General features: G+C 55.4%; 22 protein-coding genes. 8 read left to right on the forward strand and 14 right to left on the reverse strand.

Annotated features, from left to right (window positions below):
- Positions 1-148: 148 nt before the first annotated feature.
- Both AAC620_RS06345 and AAC620_RS06350 read right to left on the reverse strand, forming a co-directional pair.
- Entirely contained in the window at positions 149-1,255 is a 1,107-nt protein-coding gene (locus AAC620_RS06345; protein WP_340243496.1) for an ROK family transcriptional regulator, read from the reverse strand.
- The gene (locus AAC620_RS06350) at positions 1,255-1,899 is read right to left on the reverse strand and encodes an SGNH/GDSL hydrolase family protein (RefSeq protein ID WP_340243499.1); all 645 of its coding nucleotides are present in this window, start codon (positions 1,897-1,899) and stop codon (positions 1,255-1,257) included. Before AAC620_RS06350 ends, AAC620_RS06345 begins: the two co-directional genes overlap by 1 nt.
- A gap of 243 nt (positions 1,900-2,142) precedes the next feature.
- On the opposite strand from AAC620_RS06350, the gene AAC620_RS06355 reads away from it, so the two are divergent.
- The 5 genes from AAC620_RS06355 to AAC620_RS06375 all read left to right on the forward strand — a co-directional run bounded on the left by AAC620_RS06355 (position 2,143) and on the right by AAC620_RS06375 (position 7,396).
- Positions 2,143-3,207, forward strand: a complete 1,065-nt coding sequence (locus AAC620_RS06355) for a substrate-binding domain-containing protein (RefSeq protein WP_340243501.1) — start codon at positions 2,143-2,145, stop codon at positions 3,205-3,207.
- A gap of 93 nt (positions 3,208-3,300) precedes the next feature.
- The gene (locus tag AAC620_RS06360) at positions 3,301-4,776 is read left to right on the forward strand and encodes a sugar ABC transporter ATP-binding protein (RefSeq protein ID WP_340243504.1); all 1,476 of its coding nucleotides are present in this window, start codon (positions 3,301-3,303) and stop codon (positions 4,774-4,776) included.
- Positions 4,773-5,759, forward strand: a complete 987-nt coding sequence (locus AAC620_RS06365) for an ABC transporter permease (RefSeq protein WP_340243509.1) — start codon at positions 4,773-4,775, stop codon at positions 5,757-5,759. The genes AAC620_RS06360 and AAC620_RS06365 overlap by 4 nt, the downstream gene beginning before the upstream one ends.
- Positions 5,760-5,761: 2 nt before the next feature.
- Positions 5,762-6,700, forward strand: a complete 939-nt coding sequence (locus tag AAC620_RS06370; RefSeq protein ID WP_340243512.1) for an ABC transporter permease — start codon at positions 5,762-5,764, stop codon at positions 6,698-6,700.
- A 24-nt stretch (positions 6,701-6,724) separates the two neighbouring features.
- The gene (locus tag AAC620_RS06375; RefSeq protein WP_340243515.1) at positions 6,725-7,396 is read left to right on the forward strand and encodes an SGNH/GDSL hydrolase family protein; all 672 of its coding nucleotides are present in this window, start codon (positions 6,725-6,727) and stop codon (positions 7,394-7,396) included.
- Positions 7,397-7,634: 238 nt separating this feature from the next.
- On the opposite strand, the gene AAC620_RS06380 is transcribed toward AAC620_RS06375, so the two are convergent.
- From AAC620_RS06380 to AAC620_RS12390, 3 genes are all read right to left on the reverse strand, one after another.
- The gene (locus tag AAC620_RS06380) at positions 7,635-8,024 is read right to left on the reverse strand and encodes a hypothetical protein (protein WP_340243518.1); all 390 of its coding nucleotides are present in this window, start codon (positions 8,022-8,024) and stop codon (positions 7,635-7,637) included.
- Between the two features lie 185 nt (positions 8,025-8,209).
- Positions 8,210-8,464, reverse strand: coding sequence for a DUF3303 domain-containing protein (locus tag AAC620_RS06385; RefSeq protein WP_340243521.1), 255 nt, complete (start codon positions 8,462-8,464; stop codon positions 8,210-8,212).
- 103 nt (positions 8,465-8,567) lie between these two features.
- Positions 8,568-8,837 carry a DUF6854 domain-containing protein gene (locus AAC620_RS12390; protein WP_445322443.1) on the reverse strand — a complete coding sequence of 90 codons (270 nt, stop codon included), beginning with the start codon at positions 8,835-8,837 and terminating at the stop codon, positions 8,568-8,570.
- Between AAC620_RS12390 and AAC620_RS06390 the strand changes: the two genes are divergently transcribed.
- Positions 8,824-10,032, forward strand: coding sequence for a virulence-associated E family protein (locus AAC620_RS06390; RefSeq protein WP_340243524.1), 1,209 nt, complete (start codon positions 8,824-8,826; stop codon positions 10,030-10,032). The genes AAC620_RS12390 and AAC620_RS06390 overlap by 14 nt on opposite strands.
- 1,354 nt (positions 10,033-11,386) lie before the next feature.
- Here the strand turns inward: AAC620_RS06390 and fba are convergent.
- The 9 genes from fba to AAC620_RS06435 all read right to left on the reverse strand — a co-directional run bounded on the left by fba (position 11,387) and on the right by AAC620_RS06435 (position 20,665).
- Positions 11,387-12,421, reverse strand: a complete 1,035-nt coding sequence (gene fba / locus AAC620_RS06395) for a class II fructose-bisphosphate aldolase (protein WP_340243526.1) — start codon at positions 12,419-12,421, stop codon at positions 11,387-11,389.
- Positions 12,422-12,437: 16 nt separating this feature from the next.
- Positions 12,438-13,397, reverse strand: a complete 960-nt coding sequence (locus tag AAC620_RS06400) for a class 1 fructose-bisphosphatase (protein ID WP_340243529.1) — start codon at positions 13,395-13,397, stop codon at positions 12,438-12,440.
- Between the two features lie 5 nt (positions 13,398-13,402).
- Positions 13,403-15,022 (reverse strand): dihydroxyacetone kinase subunit DhaK, encoded by a 1,620-nt coding sequence (locus tag AAC620_RS06405; protein WP_340243532.1) that lies wholly within the window; start codon positions 15,020-15,022, stop codon positions 13,403-13,405.
- A gap of 11 nt (positions 15,023-15,033) precedes the next feature.
- Positions 15,034-16,029 carry an ABC transporter ATP-binding protein gene (locus AAC620_RS06410; protein ID WP_340243534.1) on the reverse strand — a complete coding sequence of 332 codons (996 nt, stop codon included), beginning with the start codon at positions 16,027-16,029 and terminating at the stop codon, positions 15,034-15,036.
- On the reverse strand, positions 16,022-17,119 hold the full coding sequence (locus AAC620_RS06415) for an ABC transporter ATP-binding protein (RefSeq protein ID WP_340243535.1): 1,098 nt from the start codon (positions 17,117-17,119) through the stop codon (positions 16,022-16,024). Before AAC620_RS06415 ends, AAC620_RS06410 begins: the two co-directional genes overlap by 8 nt.
- An 11-nt stretch (positions 17,120-17,130) precedes the next feature.
- Positions 17,131-17,268 (reverse strand): hypothetical protein, encoded by a 138-nt coding sequence (locus tag AAC620_RS06420; protein WP_340243536.1) that lies wholly within the window; start codon positions 17,266-17,268, stop codon positions 17,131-17,133.
- A gap of 47 nt (positions 17,269-17,315) precedes the next feature.
- Positions 17,316-18,254 carry a carbohydrate ABC transporter permease gene (locus tag AAC620_RS06425; protein ID WP_340243537.1) on the reverse strand — a complete coding sequence of 313 codons (939 nt, stop codon included), beginning with the start codon at positions 18,252-18,254 and terminating at the stop codon, positions 17,316-17,318.
- A complete protein-coding gene (locus tag AAC620_RS06430) occupies positions 18,251-19,198 on the reverse strand; it encodes a carbohydrate ABC transporter permease (protein ID WP_340243539.1) in 948 nt (315 codons plus the stop codon). Before AAC620_RS06430 ends, AAC620_RS06425 begins: the two co-directional genes overlap by 4 nt.
- A 144-nt stretch (positions 19,199-19,342) precedes the next feature.
- Positions 19,343-20,665: an ABC transporter substrate-binding protein gene (locus AAC620_RS06435; RefSeq protein ID WP_340243541.1), complete on the reverse strand. Its 1,323-nt coding sequence runs from the start codon at positions 20,663-20,665 to the stop codon at positions 19,343-19,345.
- 181 nt (positions 20,666-20,846) lie between these two features.
- Here AAC620_RS06435 and AAC620_RS06440 point away from each other — a divergent pair, with 181 nt between their 5' ends.
- Positions 20,847-21,917, forward strand: coding sequence for a LacI family DNA-binding transcriptional regulator (locus AAC620_RS06440; protein WP_340243543.1), 1,071 nt, complete (start codon positions 20,847-20,849; stop codon positions 21,915-21,917).
- A gap of 101 nt (positions 21,918-22,018) precedes the next feature.
- Positions 22,019-22,243 (forward strand): hypothetical protein, encoded by a 225-nt coding sequence (locus tag AAC620_RS06445; RefSeq protein ID WP_340243544.1) that lies wholly within the window; start codon positions 22,019-22,021, stop codon positions 22,241-22,243.
- Positions 22,244-22,500: the final 257 nt, after the last annotated feature.

Raw genomic sequence — 22,500 nt, forward strand, 5'->3', positions numbered from 1 at the left:
CTAATAGAGATAGAAATTGGACTGCATTACCGATCGATGACAACAAGTTTCGTCCTCCAGGCATCACATGACGCGGCCAAGTCCGCGGGTATCCAACACATAGAACCCGAGAAGAAGCGATCTGTCTCGATCGCCGGAAGGTAGAAAATCACGTTTCGATCACGAATTTCGAACTGAACGGCAGGCTGGCCGCTCCCAGCGCCTTTGGTGTGATTTGCAGCTCTCCCGGCTTTGATTCGACACCACCGCAGACCATGCTCAGTCTCTGGGCAATCTCTTTGCAAACATCGCTTGGCGCATAGGATGAGACGATGACTGTGCTGACAGGCAGAAATTGCGAAGCGGATTCAAGCGAGGATTTCAGTTCTGCGACACACGCTTTGAGCCAAGTCTCTTTTTCCCCGCCAAGATCGGGCCATTCGGCACCCCTTTCCCATAAGTTGTCTGTGGTCACACCTTTAGCCAAAAGCCTTCGCTCAAGGTCCATCAAACCCATTGGCTTGCTGGCGGGCGCACGGCTTTGGAAAATCTGGTGGTTCAGTACAAGGCGATGATGCAAACGTGCGCCGATGTAGAAAAATAGGTAGTCATCCAGAGATTTCGCAGCGCCGAACATGCTTTCACCGGCGGCGGCTGCGGTGATGTCGTTCTGTACATAGACCTCAACGCCAAGCGCACCCTCTATCTCATTGCTGAGTGTTTCAAAACGCTCGGCCATACCGGTTGGGCCAAGGGCCAGTTCCTCGCGATCCTCGGGCATCGCGATGCCAATACCGGCAAGCCGTCCTTCGTGCCTGTCGGGCAGAGCAGCGAGCGCTTGCCCAACGGTTTCAACAAGTTTGGAGTGGTTTGTTAGATGACCTTCACGGGGCAGGGGCAGCGATGTGTAAAACTTGGGTTGACCGATGAAGTCTATCATCACGACATCAGTGTGGCGGTGACCAAGGCTGATGCCAACGGAATATGCCCCCTCCGGGTTCAACGACAACGGAATGGTTGGAGGCCCCATGCGCCCTTTGACGGCCTCGCCTTTCGTTACGAGGCCCTCCTGTTCAAGTGAGCGGACAATGACAGAAACGGTCTGTGCTGACAGACCTGTCCGGTTGCCGATCTCCATGCGGGACAGCCCTTGGTTTTGAAGCAAGAGCGACAAGACCAGCCGTTCGTTATAGCTGCGTACACTTACGGCGTTCATCCCGCTGGAGCGGTCGGCAATCCGGATCGGATTGGGCGGAGCAAAGCGCATATCGGGCATCAGACGGCCCACCCGATGTTGCGGACTTCCTGGGCAATAGCCTTGCCAAGAGTGTCATGGGCATCGCGGCTGAGGTGAAAGCCATCCGCCGGATCCGACGCAATCACAGTACCTGCGTCGAAAAAGTGCACTTCCAGTGAGTCGGCTATCACTTCAAACTCATGGGCGAGTTGGTGGCTCTTGGACTGTGCGCCAGCAAAGATGCCTTCCCATTCCCCAATATTGTCAAGCATCGGCGGCGGTGTAACGACCAGTATCTCTGGGCAATGTCCACCGGGGCCGGGCGTCAGTTCGCGAATATCATGGATCAGGCAACCGATGCCCATGGCGACCTCTGTGGCTGGCTGGTTGAACCGCGCCTTCAGGTCGTTCGTGCCCAGCATCAAAATCACCAGATCAAGCGGTGCATGGCTCATCAGGCAGGGGCGCAGATAAAGCCGCCCGCTTTTGATATCTCCCTCAATCGGGTCTTTATGCACGGTTGTGCGTCCGCTGAGACCTTCTTCGATGACGTACCAATCTGGGGACATTTCCTTTCTGAAAACGCCGGGCCACCGTTCATCCGGGCCGAAACGATCAAGCGGGCTACCGCCGGGAACCTGTCCGTGGGTGTTGGAATCTCCAAAGCAAAGCACTGTTTTCATGTCGTTTTGTCTTTACCTTTTGCCATGAGGCAGATTGGCGGGCTCACTTATTCATTTAAAGTGAATGTGTCAGGGATGAAAGCATAAAGCAAACCATATACTTATTCATTCAGTCTGAATAAGTATTGACTCAGCCCGCAGATGCTGCTTCTTAGAGGGCAGGAGAGGATCCAAGTGAAGCTATTTGTTGCCCGGTTTCAGCCGCAACACGTGCTTGGGTAAAACAACGGGAGGAGACCTAAAATGACTCTTAATCGTGTTGCAAAAGCAGCCACGTTGGTCGCATTGCTCGGCTCAACGGCGCTGGCAGAGGACGTAAACCTGATGGACGGTGTCGAGCCACGCCCAACTGGCAATTCTATCGTCGAGGCCGGTGCATTCCAAAGCGATGCGCCTTGGACCATCGCCATGAGCCATTTCGGCGTAAACGCAAACACATGGACCGTGCAGACAGCGCACGAAGCGCAGGGCGTTGCCGATGCAGACGACCGGATCGAAAACTTCATCATGCTTGATGCGAACTTCGATCAGGCCAAGCAGGTCGCAGATATCGAAGACCTGATTGCCCAGAACCCTGACGTTCTGATCGTCATGCCTGTGACGCCAACATCTGCAGACGCTGGTATTCAGAAAGCTATCGACGCGGGTATCCCTGTCGTCGTGCACACTGGTCGCACCGAAAACCAGAACTTCACTGTCGACATTCAGGGCGGTGCCGAGAACTTTGGCCGCGTCATGGGTGACTTTTTGGTCGAACAGACCGGCGGTGAAGGCAAAATCTGGGTCCTGCGCGGCCTGCCATCCCACCCCGAGGATATCAACCGCTACAACGGTCTGATGCAGTCGCTGGAAGGGACCAACATCGAGATCACGCAAGAAGACTACGGCAGCTGGGTTTATGACCTTGGCAAAAGCCTGTGCGAGACCTTCTACCTGAACGATCCCGATGTTGACGCGATCTGGTCGTCTGGTGCGGATATGACGCGCGCTTGCGTGGACGTTCTGACCGAGTTCGGTGCAGAAATCCCGCCAATCACCGGCGAGGGCAACAACGGCTTCTTCGGGCAGTGGCTTGAAATGGGCTATCCGTCCATCGTGGCCGAATACAGCCCGTCGCAAGCAGCAGCGGGTGTACGCGCAGCCGTTGCCCTGCTTGAGGGTGAGGCACTTTACAAGCACTACATCTACGAGCCTGAAGGCTGGGATGCAGCGAAGGCCGCAGAATTCTACCGCGATGACCTGTCCGCCAACGTCTGGTGGCCGACTGAATTGCCGGAAGAGACACTGCAAGAGCTATACGGTAACTGACATCCTCCCTGTCAGTCTTGTTCTCGCGGGGACCTCCCCCGCGAGAGCGATTTTCAATTCAATCGGTAGGGTATCATGTTGCCAGCAGTCACCATGACAGGTGTGACCAAGCGCTTTGGGTCCACACTTGCCGTGAATGATGTCTCTTTTGAGATCATGTCCGGTCGCGTTCATGCGTTGATGGGCGAGAATGGGGCGGGTAAGTCCACGCTGATGAAGATGCTTGCCGGCGTACACCAGCCGGACGCAGGCGAGATCGCGCTAGGTGGCAAGGTTGTCGCCTTCGCCAACCCGCGCGAGGCATTGGCTAATGGCGTCTCGACCGTATTTCAGGAACTATCGCTGCTGCCCAACCTGACCATTGCCGAAAATATGTTTCTGGGCAAAGAGCCCGAGGGCCGCTTTGGCATCCCGGATCGGTCCCTCATGGCCCAGCGCACCCAAGAGGCGCTATTGGAACTGGGCATGACGGTGGACCCCAACATGCTGGTTTCCGAACTGAGCATCGCCGAACGACAGTTCGTCGAGATCGCCCATGGCATCAAAGCCGACGCACAGGTGTTCATCCTTGATGAGCCGACCGCCGCCCTGAACGCCGCGGACGTCGAAATCCTGAATGCGCAGATCAAAAAACTGAAAGCAACAGGCAAGGCAATCATCTACATTTCACATCGGATGGACGAGATCTTTGCAATGTGTGACGACGTTACGGTCATGAAAGATGGCGAACACGTTGCAACCCAGCCGTTGCGTGATCTGACCCCCGAAAAACTCATCGCCCTTATGGTTGGTCGCGAACTCAGCGATCTGTTCCCTGATCGTGGGCAGGCACCGGGACCCGTGCGCCTGTCATGCAAGAACCTGCGTCTGAGACCCGATACGGCGCCGTTGCAGTTCGATCTGCACGCCGGGGAAATCCTTGGTCTTGCCGGGTTGGAAGGTCAGGGCCAAAGCGATATCGCCCGAGCCTTTATCGGACGAAGCCCATTGGCAACCGGGGAGATCGAGGTCGTGGGCCAGCCACTTCGCCTGCCGATCCCTTCGGAAAGAGGCGTGCGCCTGATGCAGGGACTGCGCGTGGGTTTTGTGCCAGAGGACCGCAAGGATGAAGGCCTTCTGCTGGGCGAGTCCATCGCGGAAAACATCGGGATCGGGCTGCAGGCCGCGCGTCCCGGATACAAGCTGCTGGCTGGTGTCCGCAAGATTGCCGACCGGGTGATGGCGGATATGAACGTCAAGGCAAAGAACAGTTCCGCGATTGTCGGCTCTCTGTCCGGAGGCAACCAGCAAAAAGTGCTGCTTGGCCGATACCTTGCCTCGGAAATGGATGTGCTGATCATCGAAGAGCCAACGCGCGGCGTCGATATCGGCGCGAAAGCCGAAATTTACAAACTGCTGCGCGAACTCGCGCTTCAGGGCAAGGCGATCATAGTGCTGTCGCGCGAAACAGTTGAGCTGATCGGCCTTTGCGACCGGCTCCTTGTCATCCATGACCGCAAGATCGCCGCTGAAATGGCCGCTGAAACCGCGACCGAACATTCAATTCTTAACGCGGCACTGAGCTCATGACCGATACAAGTTTCAAGCCGATACCAGCCGCGAAACCCAACCGCTGGCTCGGAAAGAATTCGCGCCAGGGCAACTGGGTGGCCGCATTGGTCATTGTTATTGCGACACTGGCGCTTTTGCTGGTCACAACAGATGATTTTGCCACGCCGCAGAACGCGTCCAACCTGCTGGCGCAGGCGATGCCGCTGATCATCGTGGCCATCGGTCAGATGATTGTTATTGTGCTGGCGGGGATGGATTTGTCTGTCGGCTCGGTGATGAGTTTGACCACCGCCATTCTGGCGCTGAATGGATCGCCGTTCGTGCTGATCCCACTGGTGTTTCTGGCCGCGATCAGTATCGGTCTGGTCAATGGGATCGCGATTGTGAAGCTGAATGTGCACCCGATCATTGCGACCTTGTCGATGCAGTTCATCGTGCTGGGCATCGCGCAGCTTTTGCGCCCCGTGGCCGGCGGGTCGGTGCCCGATGTCGTCGTCAGCCTTGTCACAGGCTCCATGCTTGGTATCCCGGCACCGGTGTTCTGGGGCGTGCTGGTCATCGCGGCCGGATGGAAAATCCTGCACGCATCCCGGTTTGGTCTGCATCTTTTCGCCATCGGCGGCGGTGTCGCATCAGGGCAGAATGACACCGCGCAAAATTTCGGCCTCAAGGCGCAGCGCAACACTATTCTGGCCTATGTGCTGAGCGCGCTGTTCGCGGCCCTTGCGGGGTTTTTCATCGCAGGGCGGATCGGGTCGGGGGACCCGGGGGTAGGATCGCAATTTGCGCTGGATTCAATCACCGCCGTCGCGATTGGCGGCACGCAGCTCTCTGGTGGCGTTGGCGGGCTGCACGGCACCATTCTGGGCGCGATCCTGATGGCGCTTCTGGCAAACGGCATGAACCTGGCCAACCTCTCGGCCTTCCTTCAAGGGGCGATCAAAGGAGTGATCCTGCTGTTAGTTGTGGCGTTGCAGTCGCGCAAGAATATGGGGCTGTAACGATGACCCAGATGTTGCGCGCCGCTACCCGTATCCCGCCGGCCTATTTCGTGTTCGCAGCTCTGCTGGCGATGTTGTGGCTCACTAAGCCCCAGCTGATGAACCTCAATGTGATGGGCATCTTTATCCGTCAGGTTGCTCCCTTGGGCATTCTTGTGCTGGGGCAGCTACTGGTGATGCGGGTCCGGTCGATTGACCTGTCCGGGGCAGGGGTTCTGCTGCTGGTGAACTACCTGATCGCCTCTGGCCTGCTAAGCGACGTGCCGCTGCCCTTCGTGCTGTTGCTGTCGCTTGGGATTGGCTGCCTTATCGGTCTGTTCAACGGCTATCTGGTGGCCAAGCGCCGTGTGTCTGCGGTGATCGCAACGCTGGCGGTCACCGTGATCATCACCGGCTTTGTTCAGTTCCTGGCCAGCGGCAAACCGCCCGGCAACATGCCCGACGTGATGAACGACATCTACAAGATGAAATGGGGCCCTGTGCCATTGCCGGTGGTGCTCTGGGTCACGCTGACAGCGGCCATGGCAATCTTCCTGTCGCGCTTTGTTTATGGGCGCTTTGTGATGGCGGTTGGCGAAAACCCCACGGCCTCGCATTTCAGTGGCGTCCCGGTCGAGCGCACGGTTCTTGTGGCTCATGTGCTGGCTGGTCTGTTTGCGGGCATTGCCGCGATTGTGCAATCCTCCTCGGTCGCTGTGGGCAGCCTGCGTCTGGGTCTAGAAATGCCCATCGATGCGGTTGCGGCAACGATCCTTGGTGGGGTCGTCTTTGGCCGCGGCGATGGTGGAGTCTGGGGCCCGTTCTTTGGGGTGATGTGCTTTGCACTGCTGTTCGTGGTGATGACCAGTTTTGGCGTGCCTGAGCCGGGCAAGCAGATCGCACGTGGCCTGATCATCCTGTTGGCGGCAGTCTTCTACGGCCTGAACACACGCAATTCTTGAATGTATCCGGAAAGGAAACCCGCCATGTCTGACAAACGTATCATGTGTTTCGGAGACTCCCTGACCTGGGGCTGGATCCCCGTTGTCGAAGGAGTTCCCACCACACGCTATGCCCCCGATGTGCGCTGGACAGGGGTACTGCAGGCCGAACTGGGTGCTGGCTATACCATCATCGAAGAAGGGCTGAGCGCGCGCACCACAATGCTGAATGATCCTACCGATCCGCGTCTGGACGGCAGCGCTTATCTGCCCTCGGCCCTGGCAAGCCATCTGCCGCTTGATCTGGTGATCATTATGCTCGGCACCAACGACACCAAGGCCTATTTCCACCGCACCCCGTTCGAGGTGGCGGCCGGCATGTCAAAACTGGTGGGGCAGGTGCTGGGGTCCGCTGGCGGTGTTGGCACAACCTACCCCGCGCCCGAAGTGCTCGTTGTAGCGCCGCCGCCGCTGACGCCGATGCCGCATGCCTATTTCGAGTCTCTGTTTGGCGGCGCCCATGAGAAATCGGCACAGTTCGCAAAGCTATATGGCGACCTTGCGGACTTCATGAAAGTGCACTTCTTGAACGCGGGCGATCATATTTCCACCGATGGCGTAGACGGGATTCATTTCACCCCCGAGAACAATCGCGATCTGGGTCTTGCGATGGCGCGGAAGGTGATGGAAATCCTTGGAGATACCGTCGCCGCATGACGCTGGGCCAAGCCTGTGTCGCCACAAATCTTAAGCCCCCTCGGCACCTCAATATGAGCCCTATGTCAGAGAACATCATCATCCAATACCCACCGGATCAATGATCCTCTGACAAGGACGTTGCGGCTGATCTCGGCGGACAAATACTGGAGGTCGAGTGCGCCCTTCGCGAGGTTTGTGGCATTTCCGGCAATACCAAAAGCGAGACCTCCATCCTTCTGAGTCCGGTATAGTTGGGTCATGTCTGGATCTTCACCTGTCGGTCAGCCCGCACGTCTGGCAGTCTGGCCACAATCAGCCCCGAGACTATGATGATGACGATGCCGATCCAGCTGGTTGCGTCCGTCGCGGTCCCCCACAGGGCCAGTCCCCAGATGGCCGCGAAAACAAGGAAAGAATACTCGAATACGGCAACCTGAGCAGGTCTGCCGATCCGATAGGCTTGCGCGATCAGAGTCACGGCAATCACCCCGCCCGCGGCCTGAAACAGGGTCAGCCACAGGAAACGCAACGTCACCGGCGCCCACGGGCGGATGAGGAATGTCTCGCCCGGAGCAAAGGCCGTGACGCAGACCACGCCGAGGCTGAATAGTCCGATGGTGGCAAAGACGCCAAGCGCCAGTGCCACGGGACTTTCCATCCCTTAGAGATGTGGCCCAGATCAACTTGACTATTTCAAAACGCTGTCGCCAGTTGGTGACTTGCGGTTTTAATAAAATCTCATGGCAGAGCCTTTTTGCGGTCAACGGTTAAAACTTTGATCGCTATCTTCAGCTGAAGGTTAATTTGACGGTGTTAACGCGTTCTGCTTCCTTATCTTTGGATAACCGGTGTAATCTCGAAATGGCCCATCTCAAGAATTGGATCAAATGCCGCATCAAGCTGTTCGAAAGTCTCGGCCTCAAGGATCATGTAGTTGGTATGTTCCAGACGATTTGAATAGTGACCGTGGACTTTGATCCCATGATCTTTCACGTTTGCTAGCGTATCTCGAAACAGTGGAAATTTCTCGGGGTGATGGGCCTGACACGTGGAGTAGTCGTGCGTCAGTTTTACAACAAATAGCATTGCGCGCTCCTTTATGCGTTGATTTTGATAAGGGAAATGTGTTCAAGGAAGCATTTTTTCCATTGCTTCCTCGCCACCCTTTGTTGGTCTGTCTGATCGGCGCCTAAAGAATGCCAGCTATCTTCGTGATTGAACGCATGTCTACGTCGACGCCGCTGATTAACTGCGCATAATCCGTGTTGCCCGCTAGTGCATCATAGGTTCGCTCAATGGCAGACATGTCAGGATATGTTACGCCAAGCATATATGTCCCGAGATCAGATCCAGTGAGGACCTGGCCCATGCGCATCGTTTGAGCCCCTGATGCTTTGAAAACTGATGCTGTCTTATTTAGCAATCCAAGCATACCAGCCTCACTCTTGAACTGTGCCATCCTGTTAGACGGACTATCCGATTGGGACGGCGTGTTTGCCTATGATGAGCTTGCCGCGCAGATCATGATCATGCGCCCAATGCCAGGCTCACGCGGCAATCCCAACCTCTTCAGGCCACGACGGTTTGAAGACACGGACGTCTCCCGAGTGCGGATGTGGCTGTCACGCCGTATGAAATGGAGCAAGGTGGCCAAGAATGACGTCTTTGACGCGATTGACCTTGTGGCGAAGCAACGGGTTATCTCGCCAATCCGCCATTACCTCGAGGAGCTGCCAGCAGTTGGCGCCACTGAAGCGCGCGAGTTCTTGCGTGAGGTACTGAATAAACACTTCGGCCTACGGCGGTTTGATGTTCATCCTGATAGCATCCGATTTGCGGAACTCGCCTTCAGGAAATGGCTCATCTCAGCTGTGGCGCGGGCTTTGGAGCCTGGGTGCAAGGCCGACCATGTGCTGATCTTGGAGGGCAGCCAAGGCGCTGGCAAGTCAACGGCCATACGCATCTTGTGTGGAGGCGAAGCCTTCGGAGATAGCGTTCCATCTTTGCATACGAAAGACGCGGCAGATTACGTGCGGGGCAAGTGGATTATCGAGCTTGCGGAGCTGTCATCTGTCTCAAAGGCCGAAGTCGAGCATGTCAAAGCCTACATCACCCGCACCGAGGAGAAGTTCCGACCTGCCTATGGTCGTGCTGAAGTGGGTTATCCCCGCCGCTGTGTATTTGTCGGCACTACCAATCGCACAGACTACTTGCGCGATGAGACAGGCAATCGGCGGTTTTGGCCTGTGCGGGTGGACAACATTGACCACGACCTCATCCGCCATGATCGCGACCGTATATGGGCGGCGGCTCTATCGCTGTACAGAGATGGTGAGGCGTGGTGGCTTACACCTGACGAAGCGGCTCTGGCGGGTGCGGAGCAGGCGAAGAGGACTACGGTTGACCCTCTGTATGAAGAAGTTGCCCAGTGGCTCGCTGAGACGGGGAAATCTGAAACATGTATGAAGCAGATTGCGCAACGCTTCATTCATAATGAGAGCGACGTCACCACCGCAGCCCTCTCCCCCCAGCTTCAGCATAGGATACGGGGTGCGTTAAGCGCGGCAGGTTACGAGAGCCAAGGCCGACAGTTCAAATCTGGCGACTTCAAAGGGATGACTGTCTTTGCGAAGATCGGTAAGCCGTCAGACTAGGTCGCGCGCTAAGACCATCACCACCCCACGCCGTGGTCGAGCAATCCTCCGCCACGGCGGATTTTTTGCAATTCGGCGGAAACGGTAGAGCCAGTCGAGCTGTTAGACTGCTTTCTACAGAAGCACCTCAAGGCATTGGTTTTACGAAGTTATTCTGAGGCAATTGGGAATTGAATTTAGCCATGCCGCAGACTGTGGCGAAAGTGTGAAGAGATTGCTCGACTGCTCTACTCAGGCGTGCTGCCGTCAACAACATCCAACACTGCTGTGTCATTCCAACATCTCACAATCTCTGGGGAGGGGGTGGATAGAATCTATACGAGTGCACACTTTTGAACCAGCGCCCCAAAACTCTTCCAATGTTAACCCACAAATTTGAACAACGCTCATTTGGGTAAAGCAAGCCATTAATACACATGACAATGCATCAGGCTCGCGTGCGCGAGAACTGCCCATCACCAAATGCTCAAAATGCCAAAACGGGTCCTGCGATAGCAATTAGATGCGGGTACGTTCAGGCCGCCGAAGTTTACTAGCAGTAGGGTCGAACAAAGGGGGTTGGTTGTTGTTGGCTACCCGTTAAAGCGCTATCCAGCGTGTCATCAATAATTTTTAAGCTAGGAAAATTCTGATCGCGATTTTCAAGTGCACCAATATTTTTTACATCATATCTATTTCCGTGACGTTTAGAGAACGCGGCAATCCATTAGCGGAAACAGCTGCTCTGTCGTTCCATCCGGCTAGAGCGAGGATTGATCGAGAAAGATCAGCGTGACGCGTTGGTGGCAAAATCCTGAAGATACCTGCCAACCCCACTAACCTTATCAACTACGATAATTGCCATGGTTGGTAGGGTTTGCAGCTGGGTTTAGTGTTCCCAAAGCTTAATTGGTAAGACTTCACTTGCAACTTCAGCGTCACAGACATGGGGATGGTGGCTAATGCGTACGGGTCGAATAACGCCACCAAAGCGCGAGCAAACACCCAAATGTATAAAAGCGGCATACTGAAAGCCCAAGAGCATCTTAAATGGGGTAGACATGTATATTGGCCAGATGGCCAATATACTGATATTTCGTGATAATTGCTCAAAAAGTAGTGCTGGTTAAAAGCAATCGACTATCTCCCATTCCGATGGGAATATCGTGGATTAGTACGGGGCTCTTACTAGGAAGTGGTCCCGATTTTGCTACAAAGAGTTTAAACGCAATACTTATAGGTTGTTGGCACGAACGGCCCTTTGCAAACTTTGACGGTTTATTCCAAAGCTGCGGCACAGCTAGCCAAAGCGGCCATTCAGTTGACCGCCTTATATCCAGTTAACCCCCTTGTTCAATCTGCCATTTGGCCGTTTTCAGTACCGTTTTGCCATTTCCGATAGGGAGATGGGATTAATCGATGATGCGCGACCTGCAGATCCAAAAGCCGTGAACCGCTCAACGCACACATCGCGCATCGCGGCTAGACCTGGGGCAAGGTACTTCCTTGGGTCGAACTCTTCCGGGCGCGTTGCCAGAACTCTGCGGATGGCGCCGGTCATAGCAAGGCGCAAATCAGTATCTACATTGACCTTGCGGACACCGTATTGGATGCCGAGCTGGATTTCCTCGACCGGCACGCCCCATGTCGGTGTAATTTCACCCCCGTATTCGTTGACAATGTCCTGCAAATCCTGCGGTACGGTGGAGGAGCCGTGCATGACCAAAGGCGTATCGGGCAGCTTGGCGTGGATTTCTTTCAACCGTTCGATGGCGAGAATGTCACCATCCGGTTTGCGGGTGAACTTATAGGCCCCATGCGAGGTGCCAATCGCGACGGCTAGCGCATCGACGCCAGTTTGCCCCACGAACTCTACCGCCTCACTGGGGTCGGTAAGTAACATGTCGCGAGACAGGACACCGTCAAAACCGTGGCCGTCCTCGGCTTCGCCGCGTCCGGTCTCAAGGCTGCCAAGATGCCCAATCTCGCCCTCGACAGAGACGCCGACCATATGAGCCATTTCAACGACCTTCCGGGTAACCGCAACGTTTTCCACAAAACTGGTGGGCCGCGCGCCGTCCTCGGTCAGCGATCCGTCCATCATTACAGAGCTGAACCCATATGTGATCGCGGACAGGCAGGTCGCGGGCGAATTGCCGTGATCCTGATGCATACACACGGGGATATGAGGGTAGAGCTCGATCGCCGCTTTGATCAGATGGGACAGCACGATGTCATTGGCAAAGGCCCGCGCGCCGCGGCTGGCCTGCATGATTACGGGGCTGTTGACCGCATCCGCCGCCTGCATGATCGCAAGCATCTGTTCCATGTTATTGACGTTAAACGCGGGGATCGCATAGCCGTGCAGGCAGGCGTCTTCCATCAATTGTTTTAGGGAAATTAGCGGCATCTAGCGCCCTTTCTTCTCAATCATAGGCTGCCGCCACCTGTACCACCTCGGCGCGAGAGCCGAGCACGACAGAGGTCCGCTGGTGCGGCCCCACAGGATGAATATCCAAGAGCGGCGCACGCCCATCAGTTGCTGCCGCACCCGCTGCTTCCATGATCAAAGCCATAGGATAGGCCTCATACAAAAGGCGGAGCTTGCCGCCTTGCGCCCGGTTGTTCGCGTCCACGGGATAAAGGAAGACCCCGCCGCGCACGAGGATACGGTGCACCTCTGCCACCATGGAGGCGGTCCAGCGCATATTGAATTCCTTGCCTCGTGGCCCGATAGGTCCGTCAATACAGTCCGTTACATATTTCAGGATCGCCGCATCCCAGTAACGCTGGCGTGAGATATTGATTGCAAATTCTGCCGTGTCTTCCGGCACCATCATTTCAGGGTGGGTGAGAAAAAAGGTGTCGGTTTCGGGATCAAGGCTGAATCCGTTCACACCTTCTCCAACCGTCAGGACCAGCATGGTTGAAGGCCCATAGATAGCATAACCAGCGCAAATCAGGTCTCGCCCGGTGGGCAACTGGTAGCCGTTAGAGACGCGGGACACAGCAAAGATCGAGCCAACTGACAGGTTCACATCCAGATTGGAGGACCCGTCTAACGGGTCATATGACACGACAAAATCCCCGGGCTTAGGATCTTTCAAAGTCACAACATCTTCGACTTCTTCAGAGATCAGCGTGGCTACCTTTGGATGCGCCGCACAGCTTCGGGCAAACACGACATCAGCCAGCAGATCGAGTGGCTTTTGCACTTCGCCTTGTGGATTAACCAACCCAGAATCACCCTGTTGTCCCTGCAGCGCAGAACCCGCAACCAAGGATGATATCGACCAGCACGCGCTGGCAATCTGGTCCAACAAGTCGCGTAAATCGGCATCACTTACCTTACGTGCGAGGTAAGCGTGGAGTGTCTCGTGGTCCATGGCGGTCAGCTTGCGAGGTGTTCGAACAGACGTGCGACGGCCTCGGCGCCTGGATCGATGTGCCCGTCCAATTGCTCTGCGTTGATGTAGCTTGCCCGTCCCGCCTTGGCAGACGTAATCGTGGCAGTGTAATCGGCACCTTTGCGCGCGGCAGAGGCGGCAGCGTCAATGCCCGCACCTAGCTCTTCCAACGCGGGCAAAAGCGCATCGACCATTGTTCGGTCGCCTGGATTAGCCCCTCCGATCTGGCGCATGCGTGCCAGGCCCGCCATTAGCGCACCTTTCATCGGTTGACCCGACGAAGACGCATCCCCGGCGGCTGCAAAGAAAATCGCGAGCAGAACCCCAGACGACCCCCCCATTGTCTGGCTGAGTTCCAAACCAATAGCACGATAGAGCTGCGTGTGATCGGCAAGCGGCAGCGTGTCCATCGCCGCGATCAACGCGCGGGCTGCGGTTGCAAGGGTTGAGCCCGTGTCGCCGTCGCCTGATTTGGCGTCAAGGAGGTTCAAGTCTGCCTCTGATGCGATCAGCACATTACAACAGGCTGTCAGGAAGGCCTTTGTCGGCTCATGCTGAGAGGCGGGCGCGCGAATGGGCGACAAACCATCCGGCAAAGGCAGAACCTTGGGTTTTACAACCGGGTTGCAGCCGGGCCACGCAGGTGTGTCCACAGATTGGGCCAACAGGTCTTCGTCTCCGTTGGACAGTTCCATCAAAGAGATCGAAAATCCATGCATGTCGAGTGCAGTCATCATCGCGTCAGGACCGATCACGTGCCGGATATATTGCCCTACATCAGACGCCAGCAGCGTCTCGGTCAGTATCGACATCTCCAGGAAGGATGCCCCGCCAAGGTTGTTGATCAGGGCAACGTGCGGTGTCTTGGGCATGCCAGCCGCCAGCTTCTCGGTCATCAAAACGATTGCGTCTTTTGCCCCACTTGCGGCAACTTGTTCAACACCCGCTTCCCCGTGAATACCAAGGCCGAGTTCGGCCATCCCAAAGGGGATCCGATCTTCCTTTAAAGACCCCGGCACCGTGCAGGTATCCAGAGACATGCCAATGGACCGCGTCGCTTTTCTGACCCGTTCTGCAGCCATAGTGCAGGCCTCGAGGTTGGCACCGTTTTCCGCCATGGCACCAGCGATCTTGTGAACGAAGAGTGTTCCAGCGACCCCGCGTGCCTGAGGCAGTTCCGGCAGTGCCACGTCATCGTCCACAATTACCATTGAGACTTTCAGGCCAAAGGCACGAGCCCGCTCGGCGGCAAGGCCAAAATTCAAGCGGTCGCCTGTGTAGTTCTTTACGATTAGCAAGCATCCCGCGGGGCCCGTGACGGCAAGAATGCCGGCCAGAACCGCATCAACAGAGGGCGAGGCAAAAACATCGCCACAAACTGCTGCGGTTAACATCCCTTTGCCAACAAAACCTGCGTGCGCTGGCTCGTGTCCTGAACCGCCTCCAGAAACCAGTGCGACTTTGGATTTATCCCAGTCCGACCGCACGACAACCCGGATATGAGGATAACCGTCGAGCCGCGTCAGTTTTCCGCCTGAAGTCGCAATCGTTCCATCAATGGCCTGAGTGACCATGTCTTCCCGAGCGTTGATAAAATGTTCCATGCTACTCTCCCTCAGATCACGCGCTCGCCAGCGGCATTGAAATAATATGGTTTTTGCGGGCGAATCTTGACGATATCGCCCTCTATCAGCTCTGTATGTGCGTTCGTGACCGTGATCAGATCGTGGTTCTTGAACGCCAGATGCAGCCGCGTCTGATCGCCCAGATGTTCGACACGGGTGACCATGCTGTCCTCACCTTCACCTTGCACGATGTGCTCTGGCCGCAGCCCAATGCTCGCCGCACCCGCAGGCGCACCACCAAACAGATCAGCGGGCACAACGTTAATGCGTGGCTGGCCCAGACGGCTTGCGGCATAGACGCTGACCGGGTTTTCGTAGATTTCGCGGGGCGTCCCGAATTGCACCAACTTGCCATGGTCAAGCACTCCCACGTGGGTGGCCATGGTCATCGCCTCGATCTGGTCATGGGTGACGTAAAGAAGCGTGGCACCCGAGTTGGCCTGAATGCTTTTCAGTTCGATCCGCAAATCAGATCTCAATTTGGCGTCCAACGAACTCAGCGGTTCGTCCATCAGATATACGGATGGATTGCGAACAAGCGCACGCCCAATCGAGACACGCTGCATCTCGCCCCCCGAAAGGGCCGTCGCCTTGTTATCAAGCTTGTGGCTGATTTGCAAAACCTCGGCCACCTCACCTACCTTCTTGTCAATCTCAGCTTGAGACGTTTTCAGGATCGGGGACTTCAGCGGGAATTCAAGGTTTTGCCGTACGGTCAGGTGCGGATAAAGCGAGTACTGCTGGAAAACCATGGCCACATTGCGTTGTGCGGGCGTAAGCCCGGCCATGTCACGGCCTCCGATCATGACAGATCCCGCGTCAGGCTTGTCTAGGCCAGAGACCATGCGCAGCATCGTTGTCTTTCCTGCTCCCGTCGGGCCCAGCAACACTACGAAAGAACCGTCCGGTACGGTCATCGTAACATTGTGCAAGGCGGTTTCTTCGTCAAAGGATTTAGACACACCGTTCAAGGTGACATCAGCCATTGGACAAAACCTCCTTATTTGCAGCGCTCTTCAACGCCTTGCCGGTTTCTGCATCAAACAGAGTAATGGTCCGCGCGTCGAATTGCAGTCCTGTCTGGTCGCCGACATTGATACGTTCAGCTGACGGCAAGCGTGCCTTTACAACGCCATTGGCCGTCTCCAACGTCACGATCTGGGTGGTGCCAAGGTATTCGGTTGCAACTACACGTCCCCGATAAGGTGCGCCATCATCAAGCCGCACATGTTCAGGACGAATGCCAAATGTGATCGCGCCGGTTGTCCCTTCACGGGCCTCTGGAATAGTGATCGAAATGTCATTCATGCAGACTTCAGTTGCTCCGGTGCCCACAACACCATTGAAGTCAAGGAAGTTCATCGGAGGGGAACCGATGAACTGTGCCACAAACTTGGTCGCAGGCCAGTCGTAGATATCTTGCGGAACACCAAATTGCTCGACGACACCGTGGTTCATCACCACGATTTTGTCGCCCATCTGCATGGCCTCTAGCTGATCATGGGTCACATATACAGTGGTTGCATTCATTCGGTCATGCAGCGCACGCAATTCCTGGGACATATGTTCGCGGAACTCAGCGTCCAACGCCCCCAAAGGTTCGTCCATGAAGAACGCCTTGGGATCGCGCACGATCGCGCGACCAAGGGCCACCCGTTGGCGGTCACCACCTGACAACCCGCCAACCGGCTTGTTTAGGATATCGGTGATGCCGAGAATTTCGGCAATTTCGGCGACCTTATTTTTCACCTGTGCGTTTGGCATGCCCTGGCTCAGCAGCGGATAGCTAATATTCTTGCCGACATTCATATGCGGGTAGAGCGCGAACATCTGAAACACGAAGGCGATATCGCGCTGGCTAGCGGGCTTTTGGCCGACTTCTTCGCCGTCGATGAAAATCTCACCCGATGTCGGTAGCTCTAGCCCAGCCATCATTCGCAGTGTTGTCGTCTTGCCGCAGCCGGATGGCCCCAGCAGCATGAAGAATTCGCCATCTTCAATTGTGAAAGTCGAGGACTGGACAGCCGTAAAGGCCCCAAATTCCTTGCGCACGTTTTCAATGCGTATTTGTGCCATTCGTACGCCTCCTAGTCTGGGAAGTGGCTGACGATGATGAACAACACCGTGCCGATCAGAGTTATTATGAAGGAGTAGGTGTATAGCCCGATGGCGAGGGGCTGCATCAACATGATGACACCCAAGGAAATAAGGATCGAGGCTACCATCTCCCAAGGGCCACGACGAAGCCGCAGCAGGCCATTGATAAAGTTGGTCATTTGCGTACCGCTCCGAAGGTAATGCCGCGCAGTAGGTGCTTACGCAGGAGCACGGTGAACACCATCACGGGGACAAGGAAGATCGTGGCGCCAGCGGCCACAGCGGGCCAGTCCTTGCCATTCACTCCGATGATATTCGGGATGAAGGGCGGCGCTGTTTGGGCTTCACCCGAGGTTAGCAGCACAGCAAAGGCGTATTCGTTCCAGGCGAAGATAAGACAGAAGATTGCGGTCGAGGCGATACCCGTGGCGGCCTGTGGCAGCACAACTTTGAAAAAGGCCTGAAATCGCGTGTAACCGTCGATAAGCGCGGCCTCTTCATACTCCAGAGGGATTTCGTCAATAAACCCTTTGAGAAGCCAGACTGACAGAGACAGATTCACGGCTGTGTAAAGCAGGATCATGCCAAGGTGGGTATCGTTGAGACCCAGATTGCGGAACATGAGGAAGATCGGGATCGCAACCGCGATGGGCGGCATCATCCGGGTGGACAGGATGAAAAACAGCAGATCGTCCTTTAACGGCACCCGAAACCGGCTGAACGCATAAGCGGCAGCGGTGCCTAGGATCATACACAGCGCTGTTGACCCAAAGCCAATGATAACGGAGTTCAGAAAGCGCTCGCCATACCGGGACGGCCCAGAGATCACAGTGCCGCGTTCCCGCACGATTTCCTCGTACCACGTCTGTGGCGGTCCCGCAGCCTCCAACATATCGTTGGTCGCGCGCGTCCGATCGGTAAAGAGGTTCACATAGCCTTCCAAAGTCGGTTCAAAGACCACAACAGGCGGATAGGCGATGGAATCTGACGGCGACTTGAATCCAGTGGCTATGATCCACAAAAGCGGAGTGATCGTGATAACCGCGTAGGCGACGACCAAAATACCAGCAAACCACTTGGTGCCCTTGGTTGGTTCGGTGACAGAGAAGCTCATCTTTCTTTTACCTTATTGAGCGCTTTGACATAGATCGACGCGAGGCCAAACACGGTGACAAAGAGGATGACGGCGTAGGCAGACGAATAGCCGGTTCGCCACTTCTCGAACGCCTCGCGTTTGAGGTCTATGGATGTCAACGTGGTCGTGTTACCCGGACCACCGCCCGTCAGCTGAACCACCAAATCGAACATCTTGAAATTCTCAATTCCGCGGAAAAGGACGGCCAACATCAGGAACGGCAGCGCCATGGGGATTGTGATCGTCCAGAACTGACGCCATTTGCTTGCGCGGTCACATTCTGCGGCCTCATAGATGCTGTCAGGGATGGATCGCAGACCGGCTAGGCAGATGAGCATGACAAACGGTGTCCACATCCACGTGTCTGCGATAATGATCGCCCAAGGTGCGAGATGCACATCGCCAATCATTGAAAAGCTCGCCGGATCAGCGCCGGTAAAGAAGGCCACAATGTAGTTAAACAAGCCAATTTGCGGCTGATAGAGGAACGTCCAGAAGTTACCCACCACGGCAGGCGACAACATCATTGGAAAGACAATGATCGTCGTCCAAAGGTCATTACCTTTGAATTTCTTGTTGATCAGATAGGCGAGCGTGAACCCAATCAGGACCTGCAGGGCAATCGTCCAGAGCAAAAAATGCGCGGTTGCCTGCATCGTGTTCCAGATGTCTGGGTCATTCAGAATGCGCTGATAGTTTCGTAGACCCACCCATTCGACATCATTGTTCGGTCGATTGACCCGATAATCGGTAAAGCTTAACCGTATCGTCCAGATCAACGGGAAAATATTGACGGCAAGAAGCAAAAAGATTGTTGGCGCGACGAAGATCCAGGCGATCGCCCGATCAGACAGGCCTTTGATCTTGCGCGCAATACCATCGGGGGTCTTTGCCGCCACTTTGTCTATTGGGGAAGTCGTCATTTGGTGTTCCTGTGAAGTGAATTTGCTCTGGCAAAATTCACATCGTGCCGATGTATGAGAATATCCCCCAGCCAAGGTTTTACTCGGCTGGGGAAAGTCAGTCCCCGCGCGTGACGCGTTTGGGGATCCGACAGGGAGGATTTCTCAGAGCTTACCTTCGTCTTCAAAGACATCGGTCCAGTCGCGAACCAGCCCATCAAGCGCCTCTTGGGCAGTGCCTTCACCTGCTACCACATAGTTGTGGATGCGCTCCTGCATAGGGATCAGAAGGTCCGCATAGGCAGGTTCGGCCCAGAAGTCTTTCACGATCGCCATGCTGTCGAGGAAGGTCTGTGCGTAAGGCTGGCTCGTCGCAAAGCTGGGGTCTTCGACAACGGCACTCAGTGCCGAATAACCGCCCAGCTCCCACCAACGGGCCTGTACTTCAGGCTGCGCGAACCACTGGATATATTCCAGCGCCGCCTCCTGTTTCTCGGAATAAGCAACCACCGAGATGCCCTGTCCACCCAGTTGGGCAAACTGACCTGCAGGCCCGGCTGGGTTCGGGAAGTAGCCGGAATTGCCGCCGCCAACGTTCTCGTCTGCTTCAACACCCGGCCAGATAAAGGCAAAGTTCATCTGCATCGCCACCTGGCCGGAACGATAGGCATCGATGTTCTCGCCCATGTACCAGTTGGATGACCCCGGAGGCGTGCCAGTTTCATAGAGCTCACGGTAGGCTTCGAGGCCTGCCGCAGCTTCAGGAGAGTTCACAAAACCCGCTAGATCGTAGGGCTGCTCGGGGTTTTCATATACGAAGCCATAGTTGTACAGCCAGTTGGTCACACCCATGGTGATGCCCTCGGATCCACGCTCGGTGTAGATGGCGGCACCATAAACCGTCGTGCCGTCGATATCGCGGCCCTGGAAGAACTGCGCTATGTCGGTCAGCTGATCGAGAGACTCCGGAACGCCGAGATCGTAGCCGTAGGTTTCCTTGAACTCAGCCTGAAGTTCGGGACGCTCAAACCAGTCCCTGCGGTAGGTCCAACCCACCACGTCACCAAAGGCTGGCAGAGCGTAGTAGTTTGGCGTGTTCTTCGGCCACTCTGCGTAGCCAGTCACCGTGGCTGGAATGAAGTCGCCCATGTCAATGCCGTTGGCGTCGAAGAAGTCATTCAGCTTCACATAGTGGCCATTCTCTGCGCCACCACCGATCCACTGGCTGTCGCCGATCATCAGGTCGCACAGCTGGCCGCCAGAGTTCAGCTCGTTCAGCATGCGGTCCGCAAAGCTGGTCCACGGCACGAACTCAAAGCTCATGTTGTGGCCAGACTGCTCTTCAAAGTCCTTGGACAGCTCGACCAGCGCATTTGCCGGATCCCATGCGGCCCAGCAAAGCGTCAGATCTTCGGCCATAGCGGATGTTGAAATGCCAGACGCAAGAACCGCGCCAGCAGCCACCGATGTGAGAAGGGTATTTTTCATAAGGATATGTCCTCCCTGTTGTTGAAGCCCGGCCCCCCGCCCGACTCATTACGCAATTGTGTTAATTGAGACACGTGCCTCATTGCAAGATATTTTTGATGCACGTGTCTCATTATGTGGTAGAACATAGCTCATGCCACCCTAAAAGCAGGGCAAAGGACGCTAGTTTTCGATGCTGCAAATGTCTGATAAAATTTCCAAAACCTCGGAATACTGGGACGATCGCTATATGCTGCGACCAACGACAAAGGATTTAGCACGAGTAGCCGGCGTCAGCCGGGCAACCGTTGATCGTGTGCTCAACGGACGCGATGGCGTTAAGCAAAAAACCGTCGATAAAGTGAATGCAGCCATCAGAGAGCTCGGCTTCACGCGCAACATCCAAGCCGCCAACCTGGCCAAGTCCAAGCGCTATCGGTTCATCTTTGCCCTGCCCCGATCGGGAGATGCGTTCCTTCAAGAGATCATCCGGCACATCCACGATGGTGAAGACGCCTTTGCCCAAGAGCAAATCTGGTGCGAAGTTCGTCAGATCGATGAAAATGACCCACATAGCATTGCGTCGTTTCTTGGCTCACTGGAACCCGACAACGTAACGGGGGTTGCCATTATGGCCCCGGAATCTCCGCAGGTCCGAGATGCCATATTTCGCCTGCAAGAGCGTGGCGTCGCGGCTCTCCCTTTTGTTTCTGACCAAGCAACGATGGACACGGATTGGGTCGGCATCGACAACAAGGCTGCGGGTGCAACTGCGGCGGCCTTACTCGGTCGCTTCTGTGGAAACACACGCGGCTCCATTGTTGTAATTGCTGAAAGTATGCAATCCCGAGACAGTCTCGACCGCCGCTTGGGCTTTGATGCGGAACTAAATGAGCGCTTTCCAAACTTGAAGGCACTACCATCACTAGAAACCTATGGTGATGAAGAACGCGCAGAGGCGATTATTACCAACATGGTCAGCAACAACCCCGAAATCGTGGGCATCTATGTGATGTCATCCGAAGCGCGTGTGCCGCTTACGATAATCCAGGGTCTGCCAGAGGTAAATGGTACTGTTCGGATTGCACATGAACGGACTCCTTTCACCGAAGCGGCACTCCTTGCTGGACGACTGGATTGCGTCATCACTCAGAATGCCGGACACCTTGTGCGAAGCGCCGTCCGAAAGCTCAAAGCAATTTCTGACCAAAGCATAACCCATTCCCAGCAAGATCGCATTCGCGTCGAAATTCTGATGCGCACCAACCTTTGAAACTGGATCGAAGGAGTTGCTCTCCACCTGCGGAGCTAATCAGAAATCATGCGCGAGAGGCGCAACCAATTAGGTTGGCCAAGTATGAAGATGCCGAGCACATGAATACAATCGCGGCTCAGCGCTTAGTAATTATCGGAGCCATGCGCAGCACCTCTACCAAAGTCCTTGAAGACGTTGTTCGCGCCCACCTGCCAGCGTTAGCAGAAACATATCGCTCGCCTTATGGCGGAGATCTGAAAAAAACAGGCAACGGCTTAACCCGGCAGGCAAACAAAAAATCACGGACATTCAATCCAAAGTTGACACTAGAAACATCCGGTTAAAATGAATCGCGCTTAGAGTCGGTTATCTAAGGCACCCCGGCCGCTATCGGACACTAAATAAAACACGCAGCCGCGCGTGTGGGACGGTGGTTCGCATTTTGACGTCAAATTACGCGATTCCACGCCATCTTGTCTCGCTGAGCGTCTCGCTGAATTTAAAAATTCAGGCCCAGTCATCGATTTTACTACCTATTTTTATGGCGATCCCTCGAGGACTCGAACCCCGAACCTGCTGATTAGAAGTCAGCTGCTCTATC

It is taken from the genome of Roseobacter sp. HKCCA2468 (assembly GCF_037805105.1).
Classification (GTDB): domain Bacteria; phylum Pseudomonadota; class Alphaproteobacteria; order Rhodobacterales; family Rhodobacteraceae; genus M30B80.